This window comes from Telluria antibiotica (assembly GCF_011682055.1).
Lineage (GTDB): Bacteria > Pseudomonadota > Gammaproteobacteria > Burkholderiales > Burkholderiaceae_D > Telluria > Telluria antibiotica.
In genome coordinates, this window is the sequence record NZ_JAAQOM010000001.1 from 505398 (window position 1) to 529941 (window position 24544).

Annotated in this window: 19 protein-coding genes and 1 pseudogene; 3 read left to right on the forward strand and 17 right to left on the reverse strand. The window is 62.7% G+C overall.

Features of this window, described 5'->3' with window-relative positions:
- Window positions 1-24: 24 nt before the first annotated feature.
- Together HAV22_RS02010 and fliD are read right to left on the reverse strand one after the other, a co-directional pair.
- A complete protein-coding gene (locus tag HAV22_RS02010) occupies window positions 25-1146 on the reverse strand; it encodes a cytochrome-c peroxidase (protein WP_166855958.1) in 1122 nt (373 codons plus the stop codon).
- Between the two features lie 90 nt (window positions 1147-1236).
- The gene (gene fliD, locus HAV22_RS02015) at window positions 1237-2637 is read right to left on the reverse strand and encodes a flagellar filament capping protein FliD (protein WP_208296012.1); all 1401 of its coding nucleotides are present in this window, start codon (window positions 2635-2637) and stop codon (window positions 1237-1239) included.
- A 319-nt stretch (window positions 2638-2956) separates the two neighbouring features.
- Between fliD and HAV22_RS02020 the strand changes: the two are divergent.
- Window positions 2957-3205, forward strand: a pseudogene (locus tag HAV22_RS02020) (IS110 family transposase); the annotation flags it as partial.
- 9 nt (window positions 3206-3214) lie between these two features.
- On the opposite strand, the gene tnpC reads toward HAV22_RS02020, so the two are convergent.
- From tnpC to HAV22_RS02040, 4 genes are all read right to left on the reverse strand, one after another.
- A complete protein-coding gene (gene tnpC, locus HAV22_RS02025) occupies window positions 3215-4834 on the reverse strand; it encodes an IS66 family transposase (RefSeq protein WP_166856366.1) in 1620 nt (539 codons plus the stop codon).
- 7 nt (window positions 4835-4841) lie between these two features.
- The gene (gene tnpB, locus HAV22_RS02030) at window positions 4842-5225 is read right to left on the reverse strand and encodes an IS66 family insertion sequence element accessory protein TnpB (RefSeq protein WP_166855960.1); all 384 of its coding nucleotides are present in this window, start codon (window positions 5223-5225) and stop codon (window positions 4842-4844) included.
- Window positions 5225-5557 carry an IS66 family insertion sequence element accessory protein TnpA gene (gene tnpA, locus HAV22_RS02035; protein ID WP_166855962.1) on the reverse strand — a complete coding sequence of 111 codons (333 nt, stop codon included), beginning with the start codon at window positions 5555-5557 and terminating at the stop codon, window positions 5225-5227. The genes tnpB and tnpA overlap by 1 nt, the downstream gene beginning before the upstream one ends.
- An 878-nt stretch (window positions 5558-6435) precedes the next feature.
- Complete coding sequence (locus HAV22_RS02040; RefSeq protein ID WP_166855964.1) at window positions 6436-7863, reverse strand: aminotransferase-like domain-containing protein; 1428 nt, start codon at window positions 7861-7863, stop codon at window positions 6436-6438.
- Between the two features lie 173 nt (window positions 7864-8036).
- Between HAV22_RS02040 and HAV22_RS02045 the strand changes: the two genes are divergently transcribed.
- Window positions 8037-10349, forward strand: a complete 2313-nt coding sequence (locus HAV22_RS02045) for an FdhF/YdeP family oxidoreductase (RefSeq protein ID WP_371869514.1) — start codon at window positions 8037-8039, stop codon at window positions 10347-10349.
- Here the strand turns inward: HAV22_RS02045 and HAV22_RS02050 are convergent.
- The 11 genes from HAV22_RS02050 to HAV22_RS02100 all read right to left on the reverse strand — a co-directional run bounded on the left by HAV22_RS02050 (window position 10336) and on the right by HAV22_RS02100 (window position 23883).
- Window positions 10336-10983 carry a TetR/AcrR family transcriptional regulator gene (locus HAV22_RS02050; RefSeq protein ID WP_166855968.1) on the reverse strand — a complete coding sequence of 216 codons (648 nt, stop codon included), beginning with the start codon at window positions 10981-10983 and terminating at the stop codon, window positions 10336-10338. The genes HAV22_RS02045 and HAV22_RS02050 overlap by 14 nt on opposite strands.
- 43 nt (window positions 10984-11026) lie before the next feature.
- Window positions 11027-12178, reverse strand: coding sequence for a 2-methylaconitate cis-trans isomerase PrpF (gene prpF / locus HAV22_RS02055; RefSeq protein WP_166855970.1), 1152 nt, complete (start codon window positions 12176-12178; stop codon window positions 11027-11029).
- Window positions 12179-12187: 9 nt separating this feature from the next.
- Window positions 12188-14788, reverse strand: a complete 2601-nt coding sequence (acnD, locus tag HAV22_RS02060; protein WP_166855973.1) for a Fe/S-dependent 2-methylisocitrate dehydratase AcnD — start codon at window positions 14786-14788, stop codon at window positions 12188-12190.
- A 10-nt stretch (window positions 14789-14798) separates the two neighbouring features.
- Entirely contained in the window at window positions 14799-15956 is a 1158-nt protein-coding gene (gene prpC / locus HAV22_RS02065) for a bifunctional 2-methylcitrate synthase/citrate synthase (protein ID WP_166855976.1), read from the reverse strand.
- The gene (gene prpB, locus HAV22_RS02070; RefSeq protein WP_166855978.1) at window positions 15953-16858 is read right to left on the reverse strand and encodes a methylisocitrate lyase; all 906 of its coding nucleotides are present in this window, start codon (window positions 16856-16858) and stop codon (window positions 15953-15955) included. The genes prpC and prpB overlap by 4 nt, the downstream gene beginning before the upstream one ends.
- 232 nt (window positions 16859-17090) lie before the next feature.
- Window positions 17091-18479: a diguanylate cyclase domain-containing protein gene (locus HAV22_RS02075; protein WP_166855980.1), complete on the reverse strand. Its 1389-nt coding sequence runs from the start codon at window positions 18477-18479 to the stop codon at window positions 17091-17093.
- Window positions 18480-18618: 139 nt separating this feature from the next.
- Window positions 18619-20199, reverse strand: a complete 1581-nt coding sequence (locus tag HAV22_RS31600; RefSeq protein ID WP_166855982.1) for a methyl-accepting chemotaxis protein — start codon at window positions 20197-20199, stop codon at window positions 18619-18621.
- A 56-nt stretch (window positions 20200-20255) separates the two neighbouring features.
- On the reverse strand, window positions 20256-20663 hold the full coding sequence (locus HAV22_RS02085) for a type 2 periplasmic-binding domain-containing protein (RefSeq protein ID WP_166855984.1): 408 nt from the start codon (window positions 20661-20663) through the stop codon (window positions 20256-20258).
- 10 nt (window positions 20664-20673) lie between these two features.
- A complete protein-coding gene (locus tag HAV22_RS02090; RefSeq protein WP_166855986.1) occupies window positions 20674-21801 on the reverse strand; it encodes a hypothetical protein in 1128 nt (375 codons plus the stop codon).
- A 243-nt stretch (window positions 21802-22044) separates the two neighbouring features.
- On the reverse strand, window positions 22045-23313 hold the full coding sequence (locus HAV22_RS02095; RefSeq protein ID WP_166855988.1) for a cytochrome P450: 1269 nt from the start codon (window positions 23311-23313) through the stop codon (window positions 22045-22047).
- A gap of 18 nt (window positions 23314-23331) precedes the next feature.
- On the reverse strand, window positions 23332-23883 hold the full coding sequence (locus HAV22_RS02100; protein WP_166855990.1) for a glutathione peroxidase: 552 nt from the start codon (window positions 23881-23883) through the stop codon (window positions 23332-23334).
- A 126-nt stretch (window positions 23884-24009) separates the two neighbouring features.
- On the opposite strand from HAV22_RS02100, the gene HAV22_RS02105 reads away from it, so the two are divergent.
- On the forward strand, window positions 24010-24471 hold the full coding sequence (locus tag HAV22_RS02105; protein WP_166855993.1) for a bacteriohemerythrin: 462 nt from the start codon (window positions 24010-24012) through the stop codon (window positions 24469-24471).
- Window positions 24472-24544 lie beyond the last annotated feature (73 nt).

Sequence of the window (24544 nt, forward strand, 5' to 3'; positions counted from 1 at the left end):
CGCCGACGTGACGTTGACACGTTTTTATCGTCTGGACTGGGAGCGCGCACGGTGCGCCGTCGTGCCCATTTCGGCCGGGCCCGTTGGTAGCGCATCCGCGTCAGTGAGCGTGCGCAGGAAGGCGACGATGTCGCGGATGTCCGCTTCGTTCAGAGCTGGCTTGCCGCCGGGTCGGCGATCCATTGGCGCGGTCAACTGGTCGACGTTCTTGCGGTAGGCCGGCGGCAGGTCGTCGTACCGCTCGACTTGTCCCGACTTGCCGCGCCCGTACCAGCGTGCTGGTCGGATATCGCGTTCGACATAGAAACGGACGGCATCGGCGAGGTCGGTGAACACGCCGTTGTGCATGAATATGCTGCGCGTCGCCACATTACGCAGGCTCGGGGTCTTGAATGCGCCGCAGTACTTGTCGTCGATGCCCGTGCGGGATATACGCAGCGGACCGCACAGACCCAAATCGAAGAAAGCCGGATCGGCGTTGGAGCGCAGGGTCCGGTTGCGCGGCACGCCCAGGTTAGCGAACGAGTAGTCCGTCAACAGCGGCGGCGCGCCGTTCGCGCCGGGCGCCACCGTGTGACACGACGCGCAATTTCCCTTGCCGGGATCGGCGAACAGGCGTAGTCCACGCTGCTCCGGTTCGCTCAGCCGAGCCTCACCTTTGAGGTAGCGGTCGAACTTGCTGGTGTACGGCGCGAAGCTCGGGTCGTCCAGCTGGAAGCGCTCCAGCGCCATCGTCAGACCTGCCACTGCCTGTGTGTCGTCGGCCAGGGCGGCGCGGCCGAACACGCGCGCGAATTCGGCCGCGTAAGGTGCGACGCGCAGCCGGGCGGCCAGGGCCGCCTCGTCGCGGTTGGCCATTTCCGCCGGATCGAACAGCGGGGCACGTGCCTGGTCGCGCAGCGTGTCGAAGCGGCCGTCGCGCGTGAAGCCGCCGGTCGGCACCGAGTCGACCTCGATTTCTCGCTCGATCGGGTCGCGCTCGTGCTCCTTGAACCAGCGCGGCGTGCGCGGCAGAACGTAGCGCAGCGACGGGACCGCGCGAAATCCCTGCGCGTCCAGCCGTAAGCGGTTCCTGAGAGGCGTTATATTTTTCGGTTTCGCAGGCCAGCACAATCCTGTCCGAGTTCGACACACGAAGCCGGACATGGACAAGGTGGAATCGCAAAGTTCGAAGGCGGCCACCTGGCGAAAGCACTTGCTTCGGCAGTATCCAGTATTCCAAGAGGCAGTGCCCCTTCAGGACTTGCTACCGAACATGGCATCGAACATAGACAAGTTGCTGCTCATGGTCGACTGCAGCGCTTGCAGATCCGTAAATTGCTTCAGGTAACGTTGATAGGCAGTGTCATATTGCGTACTCAGATCGGCCTGACGCTTAGTCAGGTCAGACTGCAATTTAGTGTTAGCATTGGTGCGCTGCTGGATTTGACCAGTAGCGCTATTGCTCCACGTATTCAGGTATGTGTTCAAATTGCCCGCGATACCACTCGGACTGCCGATGCTGCTCGAGCCAATCAACTGGTCCAGACCGTTCGGATTGACGGCCAGCTGCTTGGTCAGGCGCGTCGAGTCGAGCGCGAGGCTGCCATCGCGGTTCGCGGTGATGCCATAAGCGGCCAGCGACAGGCTGCCGGTCGGGCGCACCAGGTCGACCAGGCGACTTTGCAGTGCCTTGACCCCCGAATCGTTGACGAAGGCGCCCGCTGCCTTGTTGCTGCTCGCATTGCCCGCATAGACCAGGCCGTCGACCGCACTCTTGAGCTTGTTATACGTGTCGACAAACGACTGAACATTCTTGATCGTGCCGGCGGTATCGCTGCTCACCGTCAGCGTGACCGGATTCTCGGTCGAGCTTTGTGCGCGGGTGAAGGTCGCCGTCACGCCATTGATGTTCGTAAAAGTGTTGGACGATTGCTGCATCGGCGTGCCGGTCTTGCCGCCGAACAGGACGATTGCATCCTGGGCCGCGGTCATGATGTTACGGGTGCCCAGACCAGCCTTCAACGTCGCGTCGGTCACGAGAGAAGGATCAAGCGAAACCGTATTGGCTGCGCCAGTGTTCTTCGAGGTCAGCACCAGCCGCGTGTCGGTGCCGATGGTCACCACGCCGGCCGAGACCAGACCGTTATTGCCGGAAGCACGGTTGATCGCGGCCGCCACCTCGGCGATGCTCAGCACACCGTCCTTGTTCGTATCGGCGGACGCCGCCGACAGGTCGACGTTGAACGATGCCGTGGGAGTCGCGGTGGTCTCGTTGGACAGTTTCACCGTCAGCGTCCCCCCCGGCGTCCTGCCGTCGGAGAGGCCGTTGTACGAGACCTGGCTTGCCGTGGCCAGCTGCTGCACGAACAGGCTGTAAGTGCCGGCGGCGGCGGTCGGCTTTGCGGTGGCACTGCCGATCGTGGTATCGGAGAAAGTGGCGGCCTGAGCCAGCATTGAACTGTTGAGGCCGGTCAGCGAGCTCAGGCTTGTCTGAAAGGCCGAGATCGCGGACCTGAGGGCCGACAATCCACTCGACGTGGCGTTTGCCACGGCGGTCTGGCTGGTGATCTGTTGCTGGGTCCCGGCGACGAATTTCTGGGCCATTGCGGCGGCAGTAGTGGTCGGGTCATAGGCTGGTGCGGTAATGCTCGACATGATTTCTCCTCAAGGATTTTGTACTACGCTGCCATAAACTGCTGGGCTAACGAAAGCTGGGTAACACTACGTTTCCGCGTTTGTCTGAATTCCTATGGAGTGACCAATGCGAACCAAGCATTGGTCAAGGAACTTGCAATCCAGGTTTCATTCTTATAAAGGCGACCGTTCAAGCCGAGTTGTTAAGAGGGCTCTGGCGTAAACTGCGAGTAAGGGAGGATTTGGCGGCTCTAATGGAATGGACGCATCCTTCCTGAAACGGCATCGACGTGCCAAAGTGGATGTGTAAGCGATCCACGACCAGAAAGGAGCGTCCAACATGAAGCTGAGTGCATGCGGTATTGATCTGGCAAAGACGGTATTTCAGGTACATGGTGTCGATCCTCACGGCAAGCCCTGCCTGCGAAAGCAGCTCAGGCGTGCGGAGATGCTAACGTTTTTCGTTAAGCTCGAGCCGTGCCTGATTGGGATGGAAGCCTGCGGCAGCGCCCACTACTAAGCACGCAAGCTGAGCGAAATGGGGCATACCGTAAAGCTAATGGCCCCGCAGTTCGTGAAGCCCTACGTCAGTAAGCGATCACGCGGCGGCGCATGTGCGTCGGCCGCCGAGGTCATGCAGGTCCGACCGTAGCGGATTCTCGGCGAACATCTGCTTCCAGTTCCGTGGCGTAAGCTGATGGATGAGTGACGCCGGATGCTGGCCAACGCGTTGCAGCACATCTACGAAGTAATCGTACGGATTGATGTCGTGCAGCCGACAGGTCGCCAGCAGGCTCTGCACAATGCCGATGTGCTTCGCGCCCAGCTCGGTCCAGCTGAACAGCCAGTTCTTTTTGCCCATCGGGATGACCCTCAGCGCGCGCTCGAGGTGGTTCGTGTCGATCGATACCTCCGGATCGTCCAGGTAGACCGACAGGCCGACCCGACGCTCACGGATATACGCCAGCGCACCGAGGAAGGGACTGCTCGGCAGGAAGCCGCGCTTGTCGAACTGCTCGTCGATCCAAGCGAAGAAGCGTTCGAGCACGGGTTTCGATTGTTCTTGGCGGCGGACGAGCTTGGCTTGCCCCGTCAGGGCATCGTCGCGGATCTGCTGCTCGACCTTGTACAGAGCGGCGATCGCGTGCAATGCCTGGTCGGCCTGCGCCGGCTCGATATCCCTGGCGTCAAAGATTTTACGGCGTGCGTGAGCCCAGCACTGTGCGTGCGTGATCCCCGTCTTCTTCGCGTAATGCTCATAGGCGCTGTAGCCGTCGCTCTGCAATACGGTGCCATTGGGCCGCTGCAGGCCAAGTGCGGTCTCGACGTGCTTGGCCGCACGGCTGGGGTAGTACAGGAAGCAGATCTCGTCCTGTTCGCCCACGACGGGCCAGAAATATGCCGCCTTCATCTTGCCTGGGCCGGCACGTCCCGCCTTGATTGGCGTTTCGTCCATCGCGATCACGCGCGAGCGCCGCACCGACTCCAGTTGGGCGTTGAAGATCGGCTCGAGCAGCGATACCGCAGCCGGCATCAGCTTCGTGATCCAGGCACGGCTGACGTTGATGCCCGAATCCTGCAATTTGACGTGCTGGCGGTACAGCGGCTGGTGGTAGGCGAACTTGTTGATGATCATGCCGGCAATGAAGCTGACGTCGGCGCGGCAACCGTCCAGTACGCCGACCGGAGCCGGAGCGCAGGACAGCGTTTGACTAGCACGCAGCTTGATGACCGGGCGGACGTACTTCAGGATGACGTAGCTGCCTGGACGCTGGGCCAGGCGATAGCTGATCTTTTCGCCGATCACCTCGAAGTCCACCGGGTCCAGTCCTGCTGTCTCGTCATTGGCAACGGTGATGACCTCGACCGGCACCTTCGATTCGTCAAAGAACAGGGCCGCGTCATCGTTGCCATCGATGAGTTTCCTGTTCTTGTTCTTGGGTGCGCGCTCGTGCGCCTCGATCCTGGTCGTTTTGGCGGGCGCCACATCATCGGGAACGACGTCAAACGCCTCGCCCAGCGTGCCCTGGACACCTTCCGGTTCAGGCATCCGACGCTCACTCTTCTGTCCAAAAATCTGCCGCTGGAACCACGCTACCTGGCGGCGCAGGCGGATGATTTCGCGCTCTTGCGCGCCGATCAAAGCGCTCATCTCCGGCGCGGTCAACCCCGCCGCCAGAGTAGCGATTTCGGAAGCGGATTGTGGGTCGGAAGGCATGCCAAGATTATAAAGTTTTCGTTGAGTGAACAGGCGCATTTTGGGCGTGGTCGAGAGGTTTTTTGTAACGCTTGCGCACCTGCTTCGGCTCGATCCCTTCAAGCAGAAGTTTCAGGCCCGTCCAGTCCATTTCCCGGCTTGCGACGTTGTCCCAGTTGCTCACGAAGCGCCCTTGCTCCAAGCGTTTGCTCCACACGCACAGGCCGCTGCGGTCGAAGTACAGGACGCGGATCTGGGTGGCGCGCCGGTTGATAAATGCGTACAGGTGGCCAGACAGTGGGTCCTGGTGCATGACGTGCCTGGCCAGCGCATACAGACCATCGAACGAGAGGCGCATGTTGACCGGCTGCCCATACAGGAAGACGCGCACCTGACCTTCTGGGAAGAACATCAGCGTCTCGTGATCGTCAGGACGATGCCGTCACCGAGATCGATCCGGACGTCGATTCCAGCAGGCGACGTCGTCGGTGTTGGAGGGCACGCCGCCGGCGTGACGCCGGCGGTATTCTTGACGGCGCCGAGGTCAATGAACGTCGCTGGCTGCGCGGGTGTAACTGAATGCGCTCCGGCAGCGGCCAGCTTTGCTCGCCAAATATGAAAGGTAGCTGTCGACACCGATTCATCACGGCAGAAAGCTGCAATGGTCTTGCCGCTTTGCGCATGCCGTTGTAAGCGGCTACGCCACACCGCATCCTTTGAAGTAGAAGATTCCAGCTGATCCATGTCCGGCTCCGTGTCGTTGAACTCGGACAGGATTGTGTCGGGATGGGAATTCGAAAGATACAACGCCGCTCACGAACCGGTTACTTGCAGGCCGCTGCATAAACGCTTGCTACCCCAATGTGATTCACAGCGGCCTTGAGTAGACGGTCGCGTGTTCAGTTGGGACGGCAGCTTCACCTAATCACTGAGCTTGAGTGAGCTCAACGACGGAGTATTCACCCGCAGTATTCTGTAAAAAAGCCCGCCGAAACGAGGCGAGCTTTTAAGTACTGCAAATTAAGTTTCCAGAGTGAAACTCACTCCCACTCGATTATCAATGGCTGAGCCAAGCCATTGAGACCAAAGGAATTCTCACGAATTTGCCTGGTCCATACCATGGTCGATACCATGATATGGACCATGGGGTACAAATCGTGTCGCAGCGCAAGCGACCCTCCCCAGGCGGCCGGATCCGGCCGTGCCACGCCCTCGAACCGTGCAGCCTTTGGGGATCACGCACTGGACGATCCTTTCATTCCTACGAGCCGTTCGAATAGCACCAGATCGGCAGCGCGCTGCCGGCATCGCGCCTCATCAAGGCATTGGCGAAGTTCTGCGCGCCGACAGTCTTAATGTCCTAAATTGCGCTGATTTTGTCCCAGCTCACGTCCGGCTGGAGGTCAAAATAAGTGTCGCTCAATTCTTAAAGACGACACATGAAAATTTCCGGCAACACTATCTTCATTACTGGCGGCGCCTCCGGCTTTGACATCTAAAGCGTACAGATTCTCGCAAGCTGGCGCCATACGGGCATCAACAGGACACACTTCCATAGTTGGATTAAACCGCTCAAATGACGAAAAGTCACAGCACTTTCAGTCACCGGATTGTCTGCCCAGTCAAGAGGTCTCGAGCGCGATCTCCGCAACAAGGGCCCCGAGCCGCATGACCGCGGCTTCAAGCTGTGGCGTCCACGGATAACTGTAATTCAGTCGAATGAAATGATTGAAGTTGCCACGCGCTGAGAACATATTGCCAGGCCCGATCGTAATACCCTCTCCGAGCGCCCGCGCATACAGCGCCATGGCGTCGACGCTGCCCGGCAATTCGACCCACAAGACGTACCCGCCCCGCGGCGTCGACACCCGCGTGCCGGGCGGGAAAAAGCGCAGTACGGCAGCCGCCATGATGCGGGCCTGCTGGGCAAAACGCTTACGCATACTGCGCAGGTGAGCATCGTAGCTGTTGTTTTTCAAATATTCTGCGATGGCCAGTTGCGGCAGGGACGAGGTGGCCAGCGTGCCGAGGAATTTCAGTTTCTCGACCTGGGCCGTATAACGCCCGGGCAGCGCCCAGCCTATCCGGTAGGCCGACGTAAGGCTTTTCGAAAACGATGCGCAATGCAGGACCAATCCCGCACGGTCGAACGACTTCAGCGAAGCTGGATGACCGCCGTCGTAGTACAGCTCGCTGTAGACATCGTTCTCGATGACGGGCATGCGGCGCCGGGCAGTCAGTTCGACAAGCGCACGCTTGCGCTCGTCGCTCATCCGGAAGCCGAGGGGATTCTGAAAGTTCGGCATGACCATGCAAGCCGCGATCGCATACTCGTCGATCGCACGCTCCAGGGCCGCGAGATCGATTCCCTCATCCGGACGCGTCGGCACTTCGATGGCGCGCATGCCCAGGCGTTCGATCGCGTGGAGCATGGCGTAATACGTCGGGGACTCGACCGCGATCACGTCGCCTGGTTGCGCCACCGCCTGCAGGCAGAGATTGATCGCTTCGGTCGCGCCCACGGTCACGACGACTTCGCCCGGATCGACAACGAGACCGGTTTTCAAGTGCCGCCGCACGATCTGACGGATCAATTCTGGATGCCCCGGCGGCAAATCGTTGATGACGCCCCATTGGCCCTGACGCCGCGCGATGGCATTGGCGTACCGGCTCAGCCGTTCGTGCGGAAAGCAGGCGGGATCGGGATAGGGCGAACCCAGCGGGATCGCGCCGTCGTTGCCGATCGAGCGTAGCGTTTTCAGCACCAGGCGGCTGACATCCACGTCCGCCGACAGTGTCATGTCCGACGCAAGTGGTCGTGAAGGCGCGATCGAATTTGCGGCCCGTACCCGCACAAAATAGCCGGACTGCGGCCTGCTCTCGATCACGCCCCGGCTCTCCAGGAGCGCGTAGGCCCGCAGGACCGTGCTGATGCTGACCTTGTGGTGCACGCTGGCCTGCCGTACGGACGGGATTTTGTCATCCTCCCGCAGCACACCGCGAGTCACCAGTTTTTCGATTTCCGCCGCCAGCGCCTCGTACAGATTCAATGCCCCGCCCACACAAAATGACGACTATAACCCAACGGGCATCTGTGCTCATCCAATTGCCCAACTGTACTCATCCTCGAACGGGACTTGTGTACACCCCGGCCAGCACAGTTTCCCCGTACGCTAGCGCTTTCCCGATATTCGAACAATACGGGCAACACGGAAGGAAGACAATCTTGAGCAAGCCCGCAGCGAAAGGACACATAGCCCCCTACGATCATGCGGCCGCCGGCTGGGGTGCAGTGAAACAGGTCGCGATCAACCTGGTCAGGGAGAAGGTCAGCGGCGTCAACTACAAGACGCTGTTCAAGCAGAATCAGCCGGACGGCTTCGACTGCCCGGGCTGCGCCTGGCCAGATCCGGTCCATAGGTCGACCTTCGGCTTTTGTGAAAACGGTGTCAAGGCGGTTGCTGCGGAGACCACGAGCAAACGCGCCGGCCCGGACCTGTTCGCCCGCTATAAAGTGGCCGAGCTCATGGCGCAGTCGGACTACGAACTGGAGCAGCATGGCCGGCTGACCGATCCGCTCGTCTACGACAGCGCGACCGACACCTACGTGCCGATCGCGTGGAGCGACGCTTTCGCTTTGATCGGACGGCATCTGCGCGCGCAGGATGATCCGGACCGTGCCGCGTTCTACACGTCGGGCCGCACCAGCAACGAAGCGGCCTTCCTGTACCAGCTGTTCGTACGCATGTACGGCACGAACAACTTCCCCGACTGCTCCAACATGTGCCATGAGCCGACTAGCCGGGGGCTGCCCACGACAGTGGGTATCGGCAAAGGTACCGTGACCCTGGAAGATTTCGAACACGCAGACACGCTGTTGATCTTCGGTCAGAACCCGGCCACCAACCACCCGCGGATGCTTGGCGAACTGCGTGCCTGTTCCAAGCGCGGTGCGACGATCGTCTCGATCAATCCGTTGCGCGAACGCGGCCTGGAACGTTTCACCGATCCGCAGGCGCCGCTCGAGATGCTGACGAACGGCAGCACGCCTATCAGTTCGATGTTCGTGCAGCCCAAGCTCGGCGGCGATTTCGCGCTGATCAAGGGCGTCGCAAAGCGCCTGCTGGAACTGGACGACGAGGCACGTGCCGCCGACGCTCCCCGGCTGGTCGACATCGCATTCATCGAAAGCCACACTTCAGGCTATGACGCCTTCTGCGCCGACCTGCGCGCCGAGTCCTGGCAGGACATCCTCGCCGAATCCGGTGTACCACGCGAAAAACTCGAGCACCTGGCGCGCATCTACGCAACGGGCAAACGCGTTATCGCGACCTGGGGCATGGGTCTTACTCAGCATAAGCATGCGGTGGCGACGATCCAGATGCTGTCGAATCTGATGATGATGCGCGGGAATATCGGCCGGCCTGGTGCCGGCCTTTGCCCTGTGCGCGGCCATTCCAATGTGCAGGGTGACCGCACCGTGGGCATCGAAGAAAAACCGACCCAGGCTTTCCTCGACCGGCTTGGCAAGGCATTCAACTTCGAACCGCCGCGCCGGCACGGCTACGATGCCGTCGAGACGATCAAGGCCATGCTGGACGGCCACGTCCGAGTCTTCGTCGGGTTGGGAGGCAATTTTGCCGCGGCCGCGCCGGACACGCCTAGGACTTACCAAGCTTTGCGGTCGTGCGCGCTGACCGTCCATGTCACGACCAAGCTCAATCGCAGTCATCTGGTACACGGCAAGGATGCTCTGATCCTTCCCACGCTGGGCCGCACGGAGATCGATCTCCAGCAGGGTGTTTCCCAAGGCGTGACGGTCGAGGATTCGATGAGCATGGTCCACATGTCGTATGGGATCGTCCGTCCCGCCTCCCCTGACCTCCTGTCGGAAGTCGCGATTGTCGCCGGCATGGCCAAGGCAACGCTGGGATCGGCACACGTGCCGTGGGATTGGTATGTGGATGACTATGCACGCATCCGCGACGCGATCGAACTGTCCATTGCCGGCTTTGACGACTACAACGCGCGCGTCGCCGCACCGGGAGGATTTCACCTGAAAGTCGCGTCGCGCGAACGCGAGTGGATCACCGCAACGGGGAAGGCGCAGTTCGTCGTGAATGCAATCGACAGGGACACACCGATCCACCGTGCCCGTGCGCGTTACGGAGACCGGCTTCTCGTGCTCATGACGATGCGTTCTCACGACCAATACAACACGACGATCTACGGCATGGACGACCGCTATCGTGGCGTGTTCGGCATGCGCCGTGTCGTGTTCGCAAATCCGCTCGACCTGGCGATGATCGGCCTGGCCGCAGGCCAATGGGTAGACATCACGAGCGTCTGGGACGACGGTATCGAACGACGTGCCGATCGATTCATGCTGGTGGCCTACGATATACCGCGCGGCTGCCTGGGTGCTTATTATCCGGAGACGAATCCGCTGGTTCCCCTCGACAGTGTAGCGAACGGCGCCGGAACGCCCACGTCGAAATCGATACCTGTGTTGCTCACACTCTCTACTGGTCAATAGCACACTGCGGTACGAGAATAGCCACCGAAGTCAGAAACCGGCGCGTCACGTCGGCCGCCACCGCTCGCAACGCCGGCTCATCAAAAAGGGAAGCCGGACTCGCCTTGAGTGCTCTCGACTGGGCTCCGATAACACACCCCAAAAACATATCGGACATCACATCCGCCTCACATGCAGGACCAAAACGCTCTGCCGATATGACCGTGGCGAAGTATTGCTCCAGGTGCCGCCGCCATGGTCCGCAGTGAACAGGATCGATTTTCTCCGCGACAGCGACGTCACGCGCGGCCATGGCGTCGGCGTACAACCGTCGCGCCACGGGTGAAAGCGTGTGGCGAAGCAGGTTGAATGCCATTGTGCTCAAGGTGATGTCGACGCCTTGTTGCGCGTCCCAAAGCTCGGCCGAACAGGCGATGTCGCGCCCGAGTTCACGATCGATGATCTTGCACAGCACGCCATGTTTGCCGCCGAATTGTGTATAGATCGTCCGCGTGGCCACGCCCGCAGCACGTGCAATCGACTCGATACTGACCTGAGCGAATCCCCGCTCAAGAAACAGATATTTGGCCACGTCGAGCAAGGCATCGTCGCGTTCCGCCACCCGGCACAGTGGCGTCCTTCCCGCTTTACCCATGCTCAACGTCCCGGGATCGACTGAAGGGAATGGCCGGATCGATTCAGACCGTTTGGTCCGGCACGCCAACGTGGCCTTCCATCAGCACGCGCACGCTTTGGCGCATCATGGTTTTGATCACGATCCATTCTCCGCCTATCCGACGCACGTCACCGCCCACGAGCAAGGTGCCGGATGGATGGCCAATGCGTACCTCGCGTTTATCGCCATTCGCAGCCTGGCTGACCACCGTGCCGTGAATTGCGGCGGCGCTGCCGATCGCCGCCGCCACTGTGTCCATCACGGCGTGGTGCAGTTTACCCATGGAGAGTATGCGCGCCACCAGGTCGATGTCTCCTGCGGCAATCCGCTGGCCGCTCGACGACACGTAATCGGCAGGCGCTGCCACAAAGGCGACAATTGGCGCGTGCTTGCTTGACGCGACCTCCTCCGCTGGCGCGATCAGGCCCATGCGCGCGGCGCCCTCGGCGCGGACCGACTCGAACAGCGCCAGCGCCTTCGGGTCGTCGTTGATGGCTTCCTGGACTTCCGTACCCGTGTAACCGATATCGGTCACGTTGACGAAGATCGTCGGGACGCCGGCGTTGACGAGGGTTGCGGGCAACGAGCCGATCCCCGGGACGTCCAGTTCATCGACCAGCTTCCCGGTCGGGAACATGGCGCTGCCGCTTCCTTTGACTTCGACGACCGGGTCGATGAATTCCAGCTCGACGTCGTCCGTCTCCTGCGCCTGCCCATGCGTAACAGGGATGCGAACGACGATCGTCTTGCCGATATTGGCCTGCCAGATGCGTACGTTCACGATGCCGCTTCGAGGGAGACGCTCCCGATGAATGAGGCCGCTGCCGATGGCGAAAGCGCCCGCGGCCGCCGAGAGGTTGCCGCAGTCGCCGCTCCAATCGACAAAGGATGCGCCGACGTGGACCTGGCCGAACAAGCAATCGACGTCGTGGCCGGGACGTGCGCTCCTCGACACGATGACGGTCTCGATCGCGCCGGACGTCGCGCCGCGCATGTCGTCGCCATGCCTGGCATCGGGGTCGGGGCTGCCGATCACGCTCAGCAGGAAGTTATCGCGAGCTTCGCCGGGGACCTGCGCCGCCTCCGGCAGGTCTTGGAGGCGGAAGAACACGCCTTTGCTAGTACCGCCGCGCATGTAGACGGCGGGGATCCTGATTTGGGGTGCGTGGGCCATGGTATTCCTTTACGCCGCGACTTTGGAAGACGCGAGGAAGTCCTGCGCGAACCGCTGCAGCACCCCGCCCGCCTCGTAGATCGACACTTCCTCGGCCGTGTCGAGACGGCAGATCACCGGCACCTCGACAGTCTCACCGCTGCGAGGATGAATCACGAGCGTCAAGGTCGCGCGCGGCGTGCGCTCGCCGACGACGTCGAACGTCTCGGTGCCGTCGATGCCCAGGGTGAGGCGCGTGGTCCCCGGCTGGAATTCCAGCGGCAGCACGCCCATGCCGACGAGGTTCGTGCGGTGGATGCGCTCGAAGCCTTCGGCCGCGATGGCTTCCACGCCCGCGAGACGCACGCCTTTCGCGGCCCAGTCGCGCGACGAGCCCTGGCCGTAATCGGCACCAGCGATCACGATCAGCGGCTGCTTGCGCTCCATGTACGTCTCGATCGCTTCCCACATCCGGGTCACGGTGCCTTCCGGTTCGATGCGCGCGAGCGACCCGGCACGCACGGTGTTGTCCGCGTTGCGCACCATCTCGTTCTTCAGCGTCGGATTCGCGAACGTGGCGCGCTGCGCCGTCAGGTGGTCGCCGCGGTGCGTCGCGTACGAGTTGAAGTCTTCCTCCGGCAGGCCCATCTTCGCGAGGTATTCGCCCGCGGCGCTGTTCAGCATGATCGCATTCGACGGCGACAGGTGATCGGTCGTGATGTTGTCGCCCAGGACCGCCAGCGCGCGCATGCCGGTCAACGACCGTTCACCCGCCAGCGCGCCTTCCCAGTACGGCGGACGGCGGATGTAGGTGCTCGTCGGGCGCCAGTCGTACAGCGGCGACACGGGAGCGTCCCCGGCTTCGCGGCGCGCGAACATGATGTCGTAGACCTTGCGGAACTGCTGCGGCTTCACGGCCCGCTCGACGACGGCGTCGATCTCCGCATCGCTCGGCCAGATGTCCGCCAGGCGCACCGGATTGCCGGCGGCATCAAGGCCCAGCACGTCCTTCTCGATGTCGAAGCGGATCGTGCCCGCGATCGCATATGCGACGACGAGCGGCGGCGACGCGAGGAACGCCTGCTTCGCATACGGGTGGATGCGGCCGTCGAAATTGCGGTTGCCCGACAGGACCGCGGTCGCGTACAGGTCGCGCCCGACGATCTCCTGCTGAATCGCCGGGTCCAGCGCACCGGACATGCCGTTGCAGGTCGTGCACGCGAAGGCGACGACGCCGAAGCCCAGCTGCTCCAGCTCGGGCAGCAGGCCCGCTTCTTCCAGGTACAGCGGCACGGCCTTGGAGCCCGGCGCGAGCGAGGACTTTACCCACGGCTTGCGCGCGAGCCCGCGCGCGTTCGCGTTGCGCGCGAGGAGACCGGCGGCCACCATGTTGCGCGGATTGTTCGTATTCGTGCAGCTCGTGATGGCAGCGATGATCACGGCGCCGTCCGGCATCTTGCCCGGCTCGTTCTCGACCGTGCCCGTGATGCCGTGCTGCGCCAGTTCGCTCGTGGCCACGCGCTTGTGCGGATTCGACGGGCCGGCGATGTTGCGCACGACCGTGGACAGGTCGAAGCTGAGCACGCGCTCGTACTGCGCGTTCCGCAGCGTGTCGGCCCAGAGGCCCGTTTCCTTCGCATACAGCTCGACGAGTTTTACCAGATCGTCGTCGCGGCCCGTCAGCTTCAGGTATTTGATCGTCTGTTCGTCGATGGCGAACATCGCCGCCGTGGCGCCGTATTCCGGGGCCATGTTGGAGATCGTCGCGCGGTCGCCCAGCGTCAGATTCGCGGCGCCCTCGCCGTGGAATTCGAGGTAGGCGGACACCACTTTCGACTTGCGCAGGAATTCCGTCAGCGCCAGCACGATGTCGGTCGCCGTGATGCCGGGACCCGGCTTGCCCGTCAGCTCGACGCCGACGATGTCCGGCAGGCGCATGTACGACGCGCGGCCCAGCATGACGCTTTCCGCTTCCAGGCCGCCGACGCCGATCGCGATGACGCCCAGCGCATCGACCATCGGCGTGTGCGAATCGGTGCCGACGAGCGTGTCGGGGAACGCCACGCCATCCTTGACCTGCACGACGGGGCTCATGCGCTCCAGGTTGATCTGGTGGAGGATGCCGTTCCCCGGCGGGATCACGTCGACGTTCTCGAACGTCTTGCGGGTCCATTCGATGAAGTCGAAGCGGTCTTCGTTGCGGCGGTCCTCGATGGCGCGATTCTTCGCGAACGCGTCCGGATCGAAGCCGCCGCACTCCACCGCCAGCGAGTGGTCGACGACGAGCTGCGTCGGCACGACCGGATTCACGAGCGCGGGATTGCCGCCCTCCTGCGCGATGGCGTCGCGCAGGCCGGCCAGGTCGACGAGGGCCGTCTGGCCGAGGATGTCGTGGCACACGACGCGCGCGGGGTACCACGGGAAATCGAGGTCGCGCTTGCGCTCGATGAGCTGCTTCAGCGACGGCACGAGCACCATCGGTTCGCAGCGGCGCACGAGGTTTTCGGCGAGCACGCGCGAGGTGTACGGCAGGGTGTCCCAGGCACCGGACTGGATCTCTTCGACGGCGGCTTGCGCGTCGAAGTAATGCAGGTTGGTGCCGTGCAGGGGCTTGCGATATTGGCTGTTCATGTCGCCCCGATCACTTGCGCTCGGCCAGCGGCACGAACTTCAGGTCTTCCGGACCGACGTAGTTAGCGCTCGGGCGGATGATCTTGTTGTCGATCCGTTGCTCGATGACGTGCGCCGACCAGCCGGACGTGCGCGAGATGACGAACAGCGGCGTGAACATCGCCGTCGGCACACCCATCATGTGGTACGAGACGGCCGAGAACCAGTCGAGGTTCGGGAACATCTTCTTCACTTCCCACATCACGGATTCCAGGCGCTCGGCGATGTCGAACATCGTCGTCGAGCCGGCCTTGTCGGACAGACGCCGCGCCACTTCCTTGATCACCTTGTTGCGCGGATCCGAAATCGTATAAACCGGGTGGCCGAAGCCGATGACGACTTCCTTGTTCTCAACGCGGCTGCGGATATCGGCTTCCGCCTCGTCCGCGTTTTCGTAGCGCTTCTGGATCTCGAACGCGGCTTCGTTTGCGCCGCCGTGCTTCGGACCGCGCAGCGCGCCGATCGCACCCGTGATCGCCGAATAGATGTCGGAACCCGTGCCGGCGATGACGCGGCCCGTGAACGTGGACGCGTTGAACTCGTGTTCCGCGTACAGGATCAGCGACGTGTGCATCGCCTGCACCCACTCCTCCGACGGCTTCGTGCCGTGCAGCAGGTGCAGGAAGTGGCCGCCGATCGAATCGTCGTCCGTCTCCACCTCGATGCGCTTGCCGTTGTGGCTGTAGTGGTACCAGTACAGCAGCATCGAGCCGAACGACGCCATCAGGCGGTCGGCGATGTCGCGCGCGCCAGCAATGTTGTGGTCCTCTTTTTCCGGCAGCACGCAGCCCAGCACCGACACGCCCGTTCGCATTACATCCATCGGGTGGGCACCGGCCGGCAGCGCTTCCAGCGCCGCTTTCACGGCGTGCGGCAGGCCGCGCAGCGATTTCAGCTTGGCCTTGTAGCCGCGCAGCTCCGCGTCGTTCGGCAGCTTGCCGTGCACGAGCAGGTAGGCGATTTCCTCGAACTCGCTGTTGCCCGCGACGTCCAGGATGTCGTAGCCGCGGTAGTGCAGGTCGTTGCCGGAGCGGCCCACGGAGCACAGCGCGGTATTACCCGCGGCGACACCGGAAAGGGCGACAGATTTCTTCGGCTTAAAGGTCGGGGTATCTTGTGCTTCGCTCATTTCTTTGTCTCCTGTGTAGATTTGTTCTGGGCGAACAGCGCATCGAGCTTCTGTTCGTAGCTGTGGTAATCGATGCGCTCGTATAATTCGGCGCGGGTCTGCATCGTGCCGAGGACGTTGTTCTGGGTGCCGTCGCGGCGGATAGCTTTATAGACATTCTCGGCCGCAGTGTTCATCGCGCGGAACGCAGAAAGCGGGTACAGCACGAGGTCGACGTCGGCGCCGCGCAGCTCGTCCACGGTGAACAGCGGCGTCGCGCCGAATTCCGTGATGTTCGCGAGGATCGGCACCTTCACCGCTTTCTTGAATTGGACGTACATCTCCAGGCTCGTGATGGCTTCCGGGAAGATCATGTCGGCGCCCGCCTCCACGCACGCGACCGCGCGCTCGACGGCTTTATCGAGACCCTCGACGGCCAGCGCGTCCGTGCGCGCCATGATGACGAAGTTGTCGTCCGTGCGCGCATCGACGGCGGCCTTCACGCGGTCGACCATCTCGCCCTGGCTGACGATTTCCTTGCCCGGACGGTGGCCGCAACGCTTGGCGCCGACCTGGTCCTCGATGTGGCAGGCGCCGGCGCCGGCCTTGACCAGCGAGCGCACAGTGCGCGCGACATTAAAGGCGGACGAGCCGAAGCCCGTGTCGATGTCGACCAGCAGCGGCAGGTCGCACACGTCGGTAATGCGGCGCACGTCGATCAGCACGTCTTCGAGCCCGGAAATGCCGAGGTCCGGCAAGCCCAGCGACCCGGCCGCCACGCCGCCGCCGGACAGGTAGATCGCGCGATAGCCGGCCCGCTTGGCCAGCAGCGCGTGGTTGGCGTTGATAGCGCCGATGACCTGCAGCGGATGTTCTTCCCGGACGGCCTGCCGGAATGCGGCGCCAGCGGAATATTGGAACATTGATGACCTTTCGCACGGTTTCAGAGTTGAATACACTGCTCAACTGCAAACGCCGTGCCAAGGTTCAATATTTGACTGTTCTTTCTGGCAATTCAGTGACTTAGCAGCACTGACCAGCTAACGGGATCGATCCGACATCCGCGAATGAAACGTTTTTCGTTTCATGCTCTGCAACTCGAAATGCAACATGCAACATCTGCGTTACATGAAACGACAGATTGGAACACGCGGTTCATGCGGGGATATGCCCGTCTTCTTTGGACGAGGTTGTACCGTCATAGTGTTTGAGTCTGTAGGTCGCGCGCCCTTCCCGCTTGGCCTGGTAGAGCGCCACATCGGCGCACTCCAGCAGATCGGCAGGCACGATGCGAACACCGGCAGCGAACGCCAACCCGATGCTCGAACTGACCCGCAGGGCGCCACTGGATAGCATGAATGGCGCCTTCATCGCTTCGACAATCTTGGCGCCGACGATCCCGAGCATTGCGCTGTCGCCGACGTCTTCCAGCACGATCAGGAATTCATCGCCGCCGAGCCGGGCGACGACGTCGGTCTGGCGCACACAGCCCAGCAGGCGCTTGCTGAATTCGCGCAGCACCTGGTCGCCCACGGCGTGGCCGAGGGTATCGTTGATCTGCTTGAAATAATCGATGTCCAGGAAGGCGACGCCCATCGGACGCCCGTTGCGGCTGCCGCGCCGCGCAGCCTCTTCCAGTTTCTCGTCAAGGTACAGGCGGTTCGGGAGGCTGGTGAGGGCATCGAAACGTGCCATGTTGGCGAGTTCCTGCTGCGCCTGCTTCAGATGGGTCACATCGGTACTCAGAAGATAGAGGCCGGCGACCTGGCCCGCCGCATCGGTCTCAGGTATGAAGTTCAGTTGCAGCCAGCGGTCGTTCCGACCGGGTGTCGGTTGCAGTTCGAACTCGACCCGTTCCCCGGCCAGCGCACGCGACAGGAACGGCTTGACCACCTCGGCGCGGCTGGGGTCGGCGACGTCGATCACATCCATCAGGCTGCGTCCAACCAGGTCATCCGGGCGCATCCCGGTCCAGTCGGTAAACGTCGCATTGCAGAACTCGAAATGCAGTTCGCGGTCCACGTATGCGATCAGGACAGGCAGGTTATCGGTGATCACGCGCAGGCGTTGTTCCCCTGCGGCCTGGCGCAGTTCGATCGCCCTGCGTTCGGTCACATCCTGCCATATCGAGAATACGCTGAGCAGCTTGCCCTGTGGATCGATTTCAGGAACGAAGTTGCATGAATAGTAGTGCTCGGTCTTATCGAGCGCGATCGCGAATTCGAACGTGAAACCTTCTCCCGTCAGCGCCTGGTCGATGTAGGTTTTCATCAGACCATACGTCTTCGCTGACAGGCCTGTCGATATGTGACGCCCCAGCAACTCCTCGTAACTGAGTATAAGCCGCGCTCTCATTGCGGCATTGGCAAACAGGATATTCCCGTGCGGGTCGAACTGGCAGATCAGCGCCGGCAAGTTGTCGGTAATGGCCAGCAAGCCGGCATCGCGCACGTTCACATCCGGCGCTGCAGTATCGCTGGCCACGCCGGGCCAGAGCCACCGCGCCAAAGCGCGTCGCGATCGCGCAAACAGTCCAAGTTCCATTTCCACATTCCCTCGTACAAGCCGGCCGCCGTACTGAAACAATCGTGGGCCGATTATAGAGTCCGAATGCGGTATATACGATTTTTACGGAAATCTTTGTAGCCTGAAGGCAACGTTATTCGCGACAATTAGTTATTTTTCATGCATTTTTATCGAATGCGACCGCCATACGCTCGGGCTGATGGCGCCTGGAACGGGGCACTGCATGATCGAGCTTGAACTGCGCCAGCGCCATCGACAGCTGGCCAGTCTGCTCGGTCAGCGACTCGGCCGCCGCCGACGCTTCTTCGACCAGCGCCGAGTTCTGCTGGGTCATCTGGTCCATGTCGCCGATGGCCTGGCCGATCTGTCCGATCCCCTCGGCCTGGCACTGGCCGGCCTCGCTGATCTCGGCCATGATGTCGTGCACCTTGCGCACCGACGCGACGATCTGCTCCATCGTCGTCCCCGCTTCATCGACGAGTGCGGTGCCCGCGTTGACCTTGGCCACCGAGTCGCCGATGAGTTCCTTGATTTCCCTGGCGGCGGCGGCACTGCGCTGGGCCAGCGTACGCACCTCGCCCGCGACGACGGCAAAGCCGCGGCCCTGTTCGCCCGCACGGGCCGCTTCCACCGCCGCGTTCAGCGCGAGGATGTTGGTCTGGAAGGCGATACCGTCGATCACGGTGATGATATCGACAATTTTTCTGGCGGACGCGTTGATCGCGCCCATGGTAGCGACGACGTTGCCAACCACCTCGCCACCGCGGGTGGCGATGCCCGTCGCGGAAACCACGAGCTGGTTGGCCTGGCTGGCATTGGCGGCGTTGGCACGCACGGTGTCGGTCAGCGATTCCATAGCGCGCGTGGTATTTTCAAGCCGTCCAGCCTGCGATTCCGTGCGGCTGGCCAGGTCGGCGTTGCCGCTGGCGATCTCAAAGCTGGCCGTCGCGATGGTCTCGGCCGATGTCTTGATGCCGGATACCATCGTCGCGAGGCGCGTGCGCATTTCCTGCAGCGCGGCCAGCAGGCTGTGCTGGTCGCCCGCGTCGAGGCGGATGTCCATCGACAGGTCGCCGGCCGCAACAAGCCGCGTGATCTCGCGGGCATATTCCGGCTCGCCGCCCAGCTGCTGCCAGATGGTGCGGATGACGAACCACGACACGCCGATCAGGGTGGCGATCACGATCAATGCCGTGATGATGGTGACGGACAGCACGCGACGCACGCTCGAGCTGCTGCGCGCGATGCCGTCCTTGAAATTCTGTTGTGCCTTCTCGTTGAGCTTGGCGACGTCGGCATTCAGTACCGTCAGCGCGCCCTGCATGCGTTGCACGGTGGCCTGCGGGTCGCCCTGCTCGAGTTCGAGCATGATCCTCGCGGCCGAGAGGGCCGGCGCATAGTAATCCTCGAATTCCTTCGTGAGGCGCTTGCCGGTGGCATCCATGCCTGGGATTTTGGTGACCTCGGCCAGCTTGGCGCGGACCTTGTTGGCCTGGTCGCCGATCTGGGCGACGCGGGCCTTGTCGCCTTCGGACACGGCATCGCGCAAGCCGTCGGTGATGCCCTGCAGGTCCGCCGTCAACGCCTTCGCCGTGCCCAGCGCCGGATAATCCACGGCTTCGGTCGTGTGGATCGAGTCCAGGGCACCGCTCGCGATGCTGGCGGAGACCGCCACGCCGAGGCCGAAGATGATGGTCGAGATGACCGGAAGTGCCCAGATCTTGCGCTTGATGCTCATGCTGCCGTCTCCTGAATCGCATGTTCGCCGCCCGGTGGACCGGGCGGTCGTCACGCTTATTGTGCGGTATAAATCACCTTGACCGACGCGTCGGCCGCGCTCTTGTCGATGTAGCCGATCGCCTTGGGATCGCTCGCCACGATCTTCTTCACGGCGGCGCTGTCGGCGGCTTCCTTGGGCATCGTTGCCTTGCCGGTGAACACCAGCTTGGACCACAAGGCCTTGACCTGGGACGCTTCCTTGTCCGTCACCTTCTTATAAAACTCGGCGCGGATCGGGGCGCTTTCGGGCTGGTCGACCGGGCTCAGGGCGCTCGATTTACCGAGAAAAAATTGCGCGACCTCATCCTTCGTCATCGAGGATTCGGCAGCTTTCGGGTTCACGACCACCACGACCTCGGCCATGGCCGGCAGGGCCAGGGCGAGTGCGGCGGTACCGAGCCAGATCTTGATCAGTTGTTTCATCACGGCTTCCTTAAAATACGAAATCGAGGGCGACGGCACCGACGGTGACCGGGCCGTGGAAGCCCGTCTTCGGGTTCAGCAACAGACCCGTCCCGTTGGGACGCACGCGGTCGAACTGCACCTTCAGGGCCAGCGACCGGTAGAAGTCCCAGCGCACGCCGACCGAATCGGTGGTTTGTTCGCCCGCGCCCGTCGCGTTGTTGATCTGGCTGAGACGTGCCGCCACGGCAGTGGGAAGCGCCGCGATGTTGGCCACGGCGCCCTCGCTCCTCAGCTCGGAATGCGTAAAGTACGGCAGGACCTTGCCGAAGCGGTAGCCGCCCATGACGTACCACGCCTTGGAGGGCGCCACGCCGCCGGTTTTGCGCTTGGCATATTCGGACTGCACGACAATGTTGTTCCAGTCCAGGCCTGCGCCAGCCGACGTGAACGTTCCATGCCCTGCGCTCGGACGGCTGGTATGCGTCGGCGCATCGTAGACCGTGGTCCGGTGGGCTTCGGCGCGACCGAGGCGCAGCGTGAGCGGGCCGTGCTCGGCGACCAGGTTCAGGGCTCCCACCCTGCGCGACTCGATCGTGAGGCCGCCCGCGAGGTCGGCCTTGGAACGGCCATAGGCGAACTGGGCCGTGTACGTCGTGTCTCCGTAGCTGTGCTGCCAGGTGATGTCCGCACCATCGATGTTCTTGTAAGGAACTTGCGAATACAGTTCTTCCGGCGCACGCAGGAACGTGTTGGCGTAGCCGACGTTGCGGTAGTCCGAGATCATGAAGACCGGCACGCCCAGGCGCCCGACCCGTACACCGACGTCGTCCGACAATTTCGCCTTGGCGAATGCCCATGCGAGTTCGGCACCGAAATCGTCCTCCGCGTCCTTGCGCACCAGCCCCTGGGCAGTCACCGACAGCCAGCTGTTGACGGCATAGTCGGCCTGCAGGCCCAGGTTCGAGTCGACGCCCGTCACGGGATTCTTTTTGGCGCCGCTGGCCTGGTTCGGACGGGAATATTCCGCACCGTCGGTGTCGGTCCACGTAAGAGCGCCGGTGCCGAATCCGGTAATGCGGACTGGGGAAGTGTCCTGCGCATAGGCGGTCGAGACAGCCAGCGGCAAGGTGAGCAAAGTAAGAACGATAGCCTTCATATACCCTCTAGAGTTAAGACAGATAAGTTTCGCTTCGGAAACCCTGTCGAAATTCTAGGATTTTCCTGTTTGATTTCCTACAAGAATCACCCGTTGGTTGCGTATATACATCGTTTTCTTTACACAAATTCAATTTATGTTCATTTTTATGACGATCGCGCAATGTTAGCGGGTCGGCCACAGGAAGTCCCGGGCGCCGGTCGCGCCGCGTCGGTGAGTGGAAGACCGCGCGCCAGCAGGGACTCAGGATTCGCTGTGCACCGTCATGCGCGCCAGCCCGCGCAATCCCGCGTTGCCGTTCCACTGCGGCGACGAATCGGCCAGCCGGAGTGCCGGCCAACGTCGCATGACGTCGCGCAGCGTGACCTCGGCTTCCAGCAGCGCGAGCCCGGCGCCGATGCAGACGTGCGGACCTGTCCCGAAAGACAGATGACTACCCTCGCGGCGGCCGATGTCGAACGTATCCGGGTCGGCGAAGCGGTCGGGGTCACGGTTGGCGGCGCCGATCATGGCCAGCACGAGGTCGCCGCGGCGCAGCGTATGCCCGTGCAAGGTCAGCTGGCAGGCAACCCGGCGGCCCGTGTATTGCACCGGACTGTCGTAGCGGAGAATCTCGCGCAACGCCGCCGGCATCGATGCCGGTTCCGCACGCAGCCGGTCCCACTGCCGGCGGTGCGACAACAGAGTATGGAGTCCATTGCCGAGAAGATTGCGGGTGGTTTCATGGCCTGCGAACAGGAGCATCGCGCATTGCACCGCCAGTTCGCCGTCGGCGCGCAGTTCCCCGGCGGCCTCGGCCTGCACCAGCCTGCTGACGAGATCCGTGCCTGGCGCACACCGCCGCAACGGCACGAGAGCGTCGAAGTAGCGCACCATCTGCAGCAGGGCGTGCCGGGCGGCGCCAAGCTGCTCCAGCGACGGCTGCAGGGCACCGATGAAGGTGGCGAGTGCCTCCGACCATGCGACGAACTCGTCTTCGTCGCGCCGGTCGATGCCGAGCACCAGCCCGATCACGCGCGACGGCAGCGGACGGGCGACGGCCTGGATGAAATCGAAGCCCGCCCGCGCGTCCAGCGGATCGAGCAGCTCGTTCGCGAGGTGCTCGACCTGTGATGCCAGCGCGCGCACCATGGACGGATGAAAACCCGCCGCCATGGCCCGGCGCACGCGCCGGTGGTCGGGCGCATCGAGAAACACCATCGCACGTGCGAACATGCGCTGGAAATCCTCCAGCGCCGCCTGCGCGCGGCTCCGGCGCGGCCGCGCGTCGGCGCCGGCGATGCGCTTGACCCAGCCGCCGGTCCGCTGCGACGAAAAGCGCGGGTCGCGCAGCGCGAACTCCACATCGGCATGGCGCGTCAGTATCCATGCCCCCTGGAACGCTTCGTCCCGCCACAAGACGGGCTCGGCGTCGCGCCACGCCTTGTAGGTGGGGTACGGATCGCGCAGGAAGGCGTCGTCGAACGGCATGCTGCGAGCGCCGATGCAGGGGATTGGCGTGCGCGTGTCCATCGGTCTTCCCGCTCCGCTTCAGCCGCGCAGGGCGCGCTCGATCGCATCCAGCAACAGCGGATCGTCGGGCGCGACGTCGGGATTGAAGCGGGCGACGACCCGGCCGTCGCGGCCGATCAGGAACTTCTCGAAGTTCCACAACACGTCGGACGGGTCGCCGGCCTCGTAGCCGTAGCCACCCAGTTTCTGCCGCAGAGCGCCCTGCGCCGGATCCACGGCGGCAGGCTGCGCCCGGGTCAGTGCGGCGTACAAAGGATGGCGCGCCGGCCCCTTGACCGAGATCTTCTCGGCCAGGGGAAACGCGACGCCAAACCTGGTGCTGCAGAACTGCGAGATCTCTTCGTTACTGCCCGGCTCCTGTGCGCCGAAATCATTGGCCGGGAAGCCGATCACGACCAGCCCGGCCTCGCGCCTGGCCTCGAACAAGCGCTCGAGTCCTTCGTACTGCGGCGTCAGGCCGCACTGCGATGCCACGTTGACCAGCAGCACGACCTTGCCGCGGTAACTGGACAGTGTGGCGTGGGTCCCGTCCATCAGGCGGAACGGTATCGTGTCGATCTCGGCATGCATCGATGCTTCTCCATGGATGATTGTCAGGTGGCGCCCGCGGGCCGACTCATGCTAACATTTATTCGACACTTTTTGAGAAAGTGTAACCAAAATCTCCCGACCAGCCCTCACGCGAAAGCCGGCACCATGTCAGCGACACCCCAACCAGACTTCACCTGGACCGACCAGTTCCTCCTCGGCTACGGTCAGATGGACGCCACCCATCGCGAATTCGTCGACCTGGTCGCGGCCCTGCTCGCCGCGCCCGATGCCGAGCTGGCGCGCCGCCTCGACGTCTTCGCCGACCATGCCGAACGCCATTTCGACGAGGAGCGCGAGTGGATGGTCACCACCGGCTTCCCCGCGACCGAATGCCACCTCGATGAACACGCCAAGGTCCTGGCGTCGGTGCACGAGGTGCGCGGCCTGCTCGCCGGCGGCCGTCATGCGGATACCTGTCGCGCCCTCGCGCGCGAGCTGGCGCGCTGGTTTCCCGGCCATGCCGACTACATGGACGCGTCACTGGCCCAGTGGATGGTCAAGCGCCGCAGCGGCGGCATTCCGGTCGTGCTGCGGCGCGGCAGCGCGGTGCCGGCCGAAACGGACTGATTCCTGCAGGCCACGGCAAAAAAATATATTCGCCGCCGGGCCCATCGTTTGTTGAACAAATTCCTTATTTGTG

Coding starts and splice junctions, on each gene's coding strand:
- prpB (WP_166855978.1), bottom strand. CDS start 16,858: ATGTTCCAATATTCCGCTGGCGCCGCATTCCGGCAGGCCGTCCGGGAA.
- tnpC (WP_166856366.1), bottom strand. CDS start 4,834: ATGCCTTCCGACCCACAATCCGCTTCCGAAATCGCTACTCTGGCGGCG.
- HAV22_RS02050 (WP_166855968.1), bottom strand. CDS start 10,983: ATGGGTAAAGCGGGAAGGACGCCACTGTGCCGGGTGGCGGAACGCGAC.
- prpC (WP_166855976.1), bottom strand. CDS start 15,956: ATGAGCGAAGCACAAGATACCCCGACCTTTAAGCCGAAGAAATCTGTC.
- HAV22_RS02075 (WP_166855980.1), bottom strand. CDS start 18,479: ATGGAACTTGGACTGTTTGCGCGATCGCGACGCGCTTTGGCGCGGTGG.
- HAV22_RS02085 (WP_166855984.1), bottom strand. CDS start 20,663: ATGAAACAACTGATCAAGATCTGGCTCGGTACCGCCGCACTCGCCCTG.
- acnD (WP_166855973.1), bottom strand. CDS start 14,788: ATGAACAGCCAATATCGCAAGCCCCTGCACGGCACCAACCTGCATTAC.
- prpF (WP_166855970.1), bottom strand. CDS start 12,178: ATGGCCCACGCACCCCAAATCAGGATCCCCGCCGTCTACATGCGCGGC.
- HAV22_RS02095 (WP_166855988.1), bottom strand. CDS start 23,313: ATGGACACGCGCACGCCAATCCCCTGCATCGGCGCTCGCAGCATGCCG.
- fliD (WP_208296012.1), bottom strand. CDS start 2,637: ATGTCGAGCATTACCGCACCAGCCTATGACCCGACCACTACTGCCGCC.
- HAV22_RS02090 (WP_166855986.1), bottom strand. CDS start 21,801: ATGAAGGCTATCGTTCTTACTTTGCTCACCTTGCCGCTGGCTGTCTCG.
- HAV22_RS02105 (WP_166855993.1), top strand. CDS start 24,010: ATGTCAGCGACACCCCAACCAGACTTCACCTGGACCGACCAGTTCCTC.
- tnpA (WP_166855962.1), bottom strand. CDS start 5,557: ATGGATCAGCTGGAATCTTCTACTTCAAAGGATGCGGTGTGGCGTAGC.
- HAV22_RS02100 (WP_166855990.1), bottom strand. CDS start 23,883: ATGCATGCCGAGATCGACACGATACCGTTCCGCCTGATGGACGGGACC.
- HAV22_RS02010 (WP_166855958.1), bottom strand. CDS start 1,146: ATGTCCGGCTTCGTGTGTCGAACTCGGACAGGATTGTGCTGGCCTGCG.
- HAV22_RS31600 (WP_166855982.1), bottom strand. CDS start 20,199: ATGAGCATCAAGCGCAAGATCTGGGCACTTCCGGTCATCTCGACCATC.
- tnpB (WP_166855960.1), bottom strand. CDS start 5,225: ATGTTCTTCCCAGAAGGTCAGGTGCGCGTCTTCCTGTATGGGCAGCCG.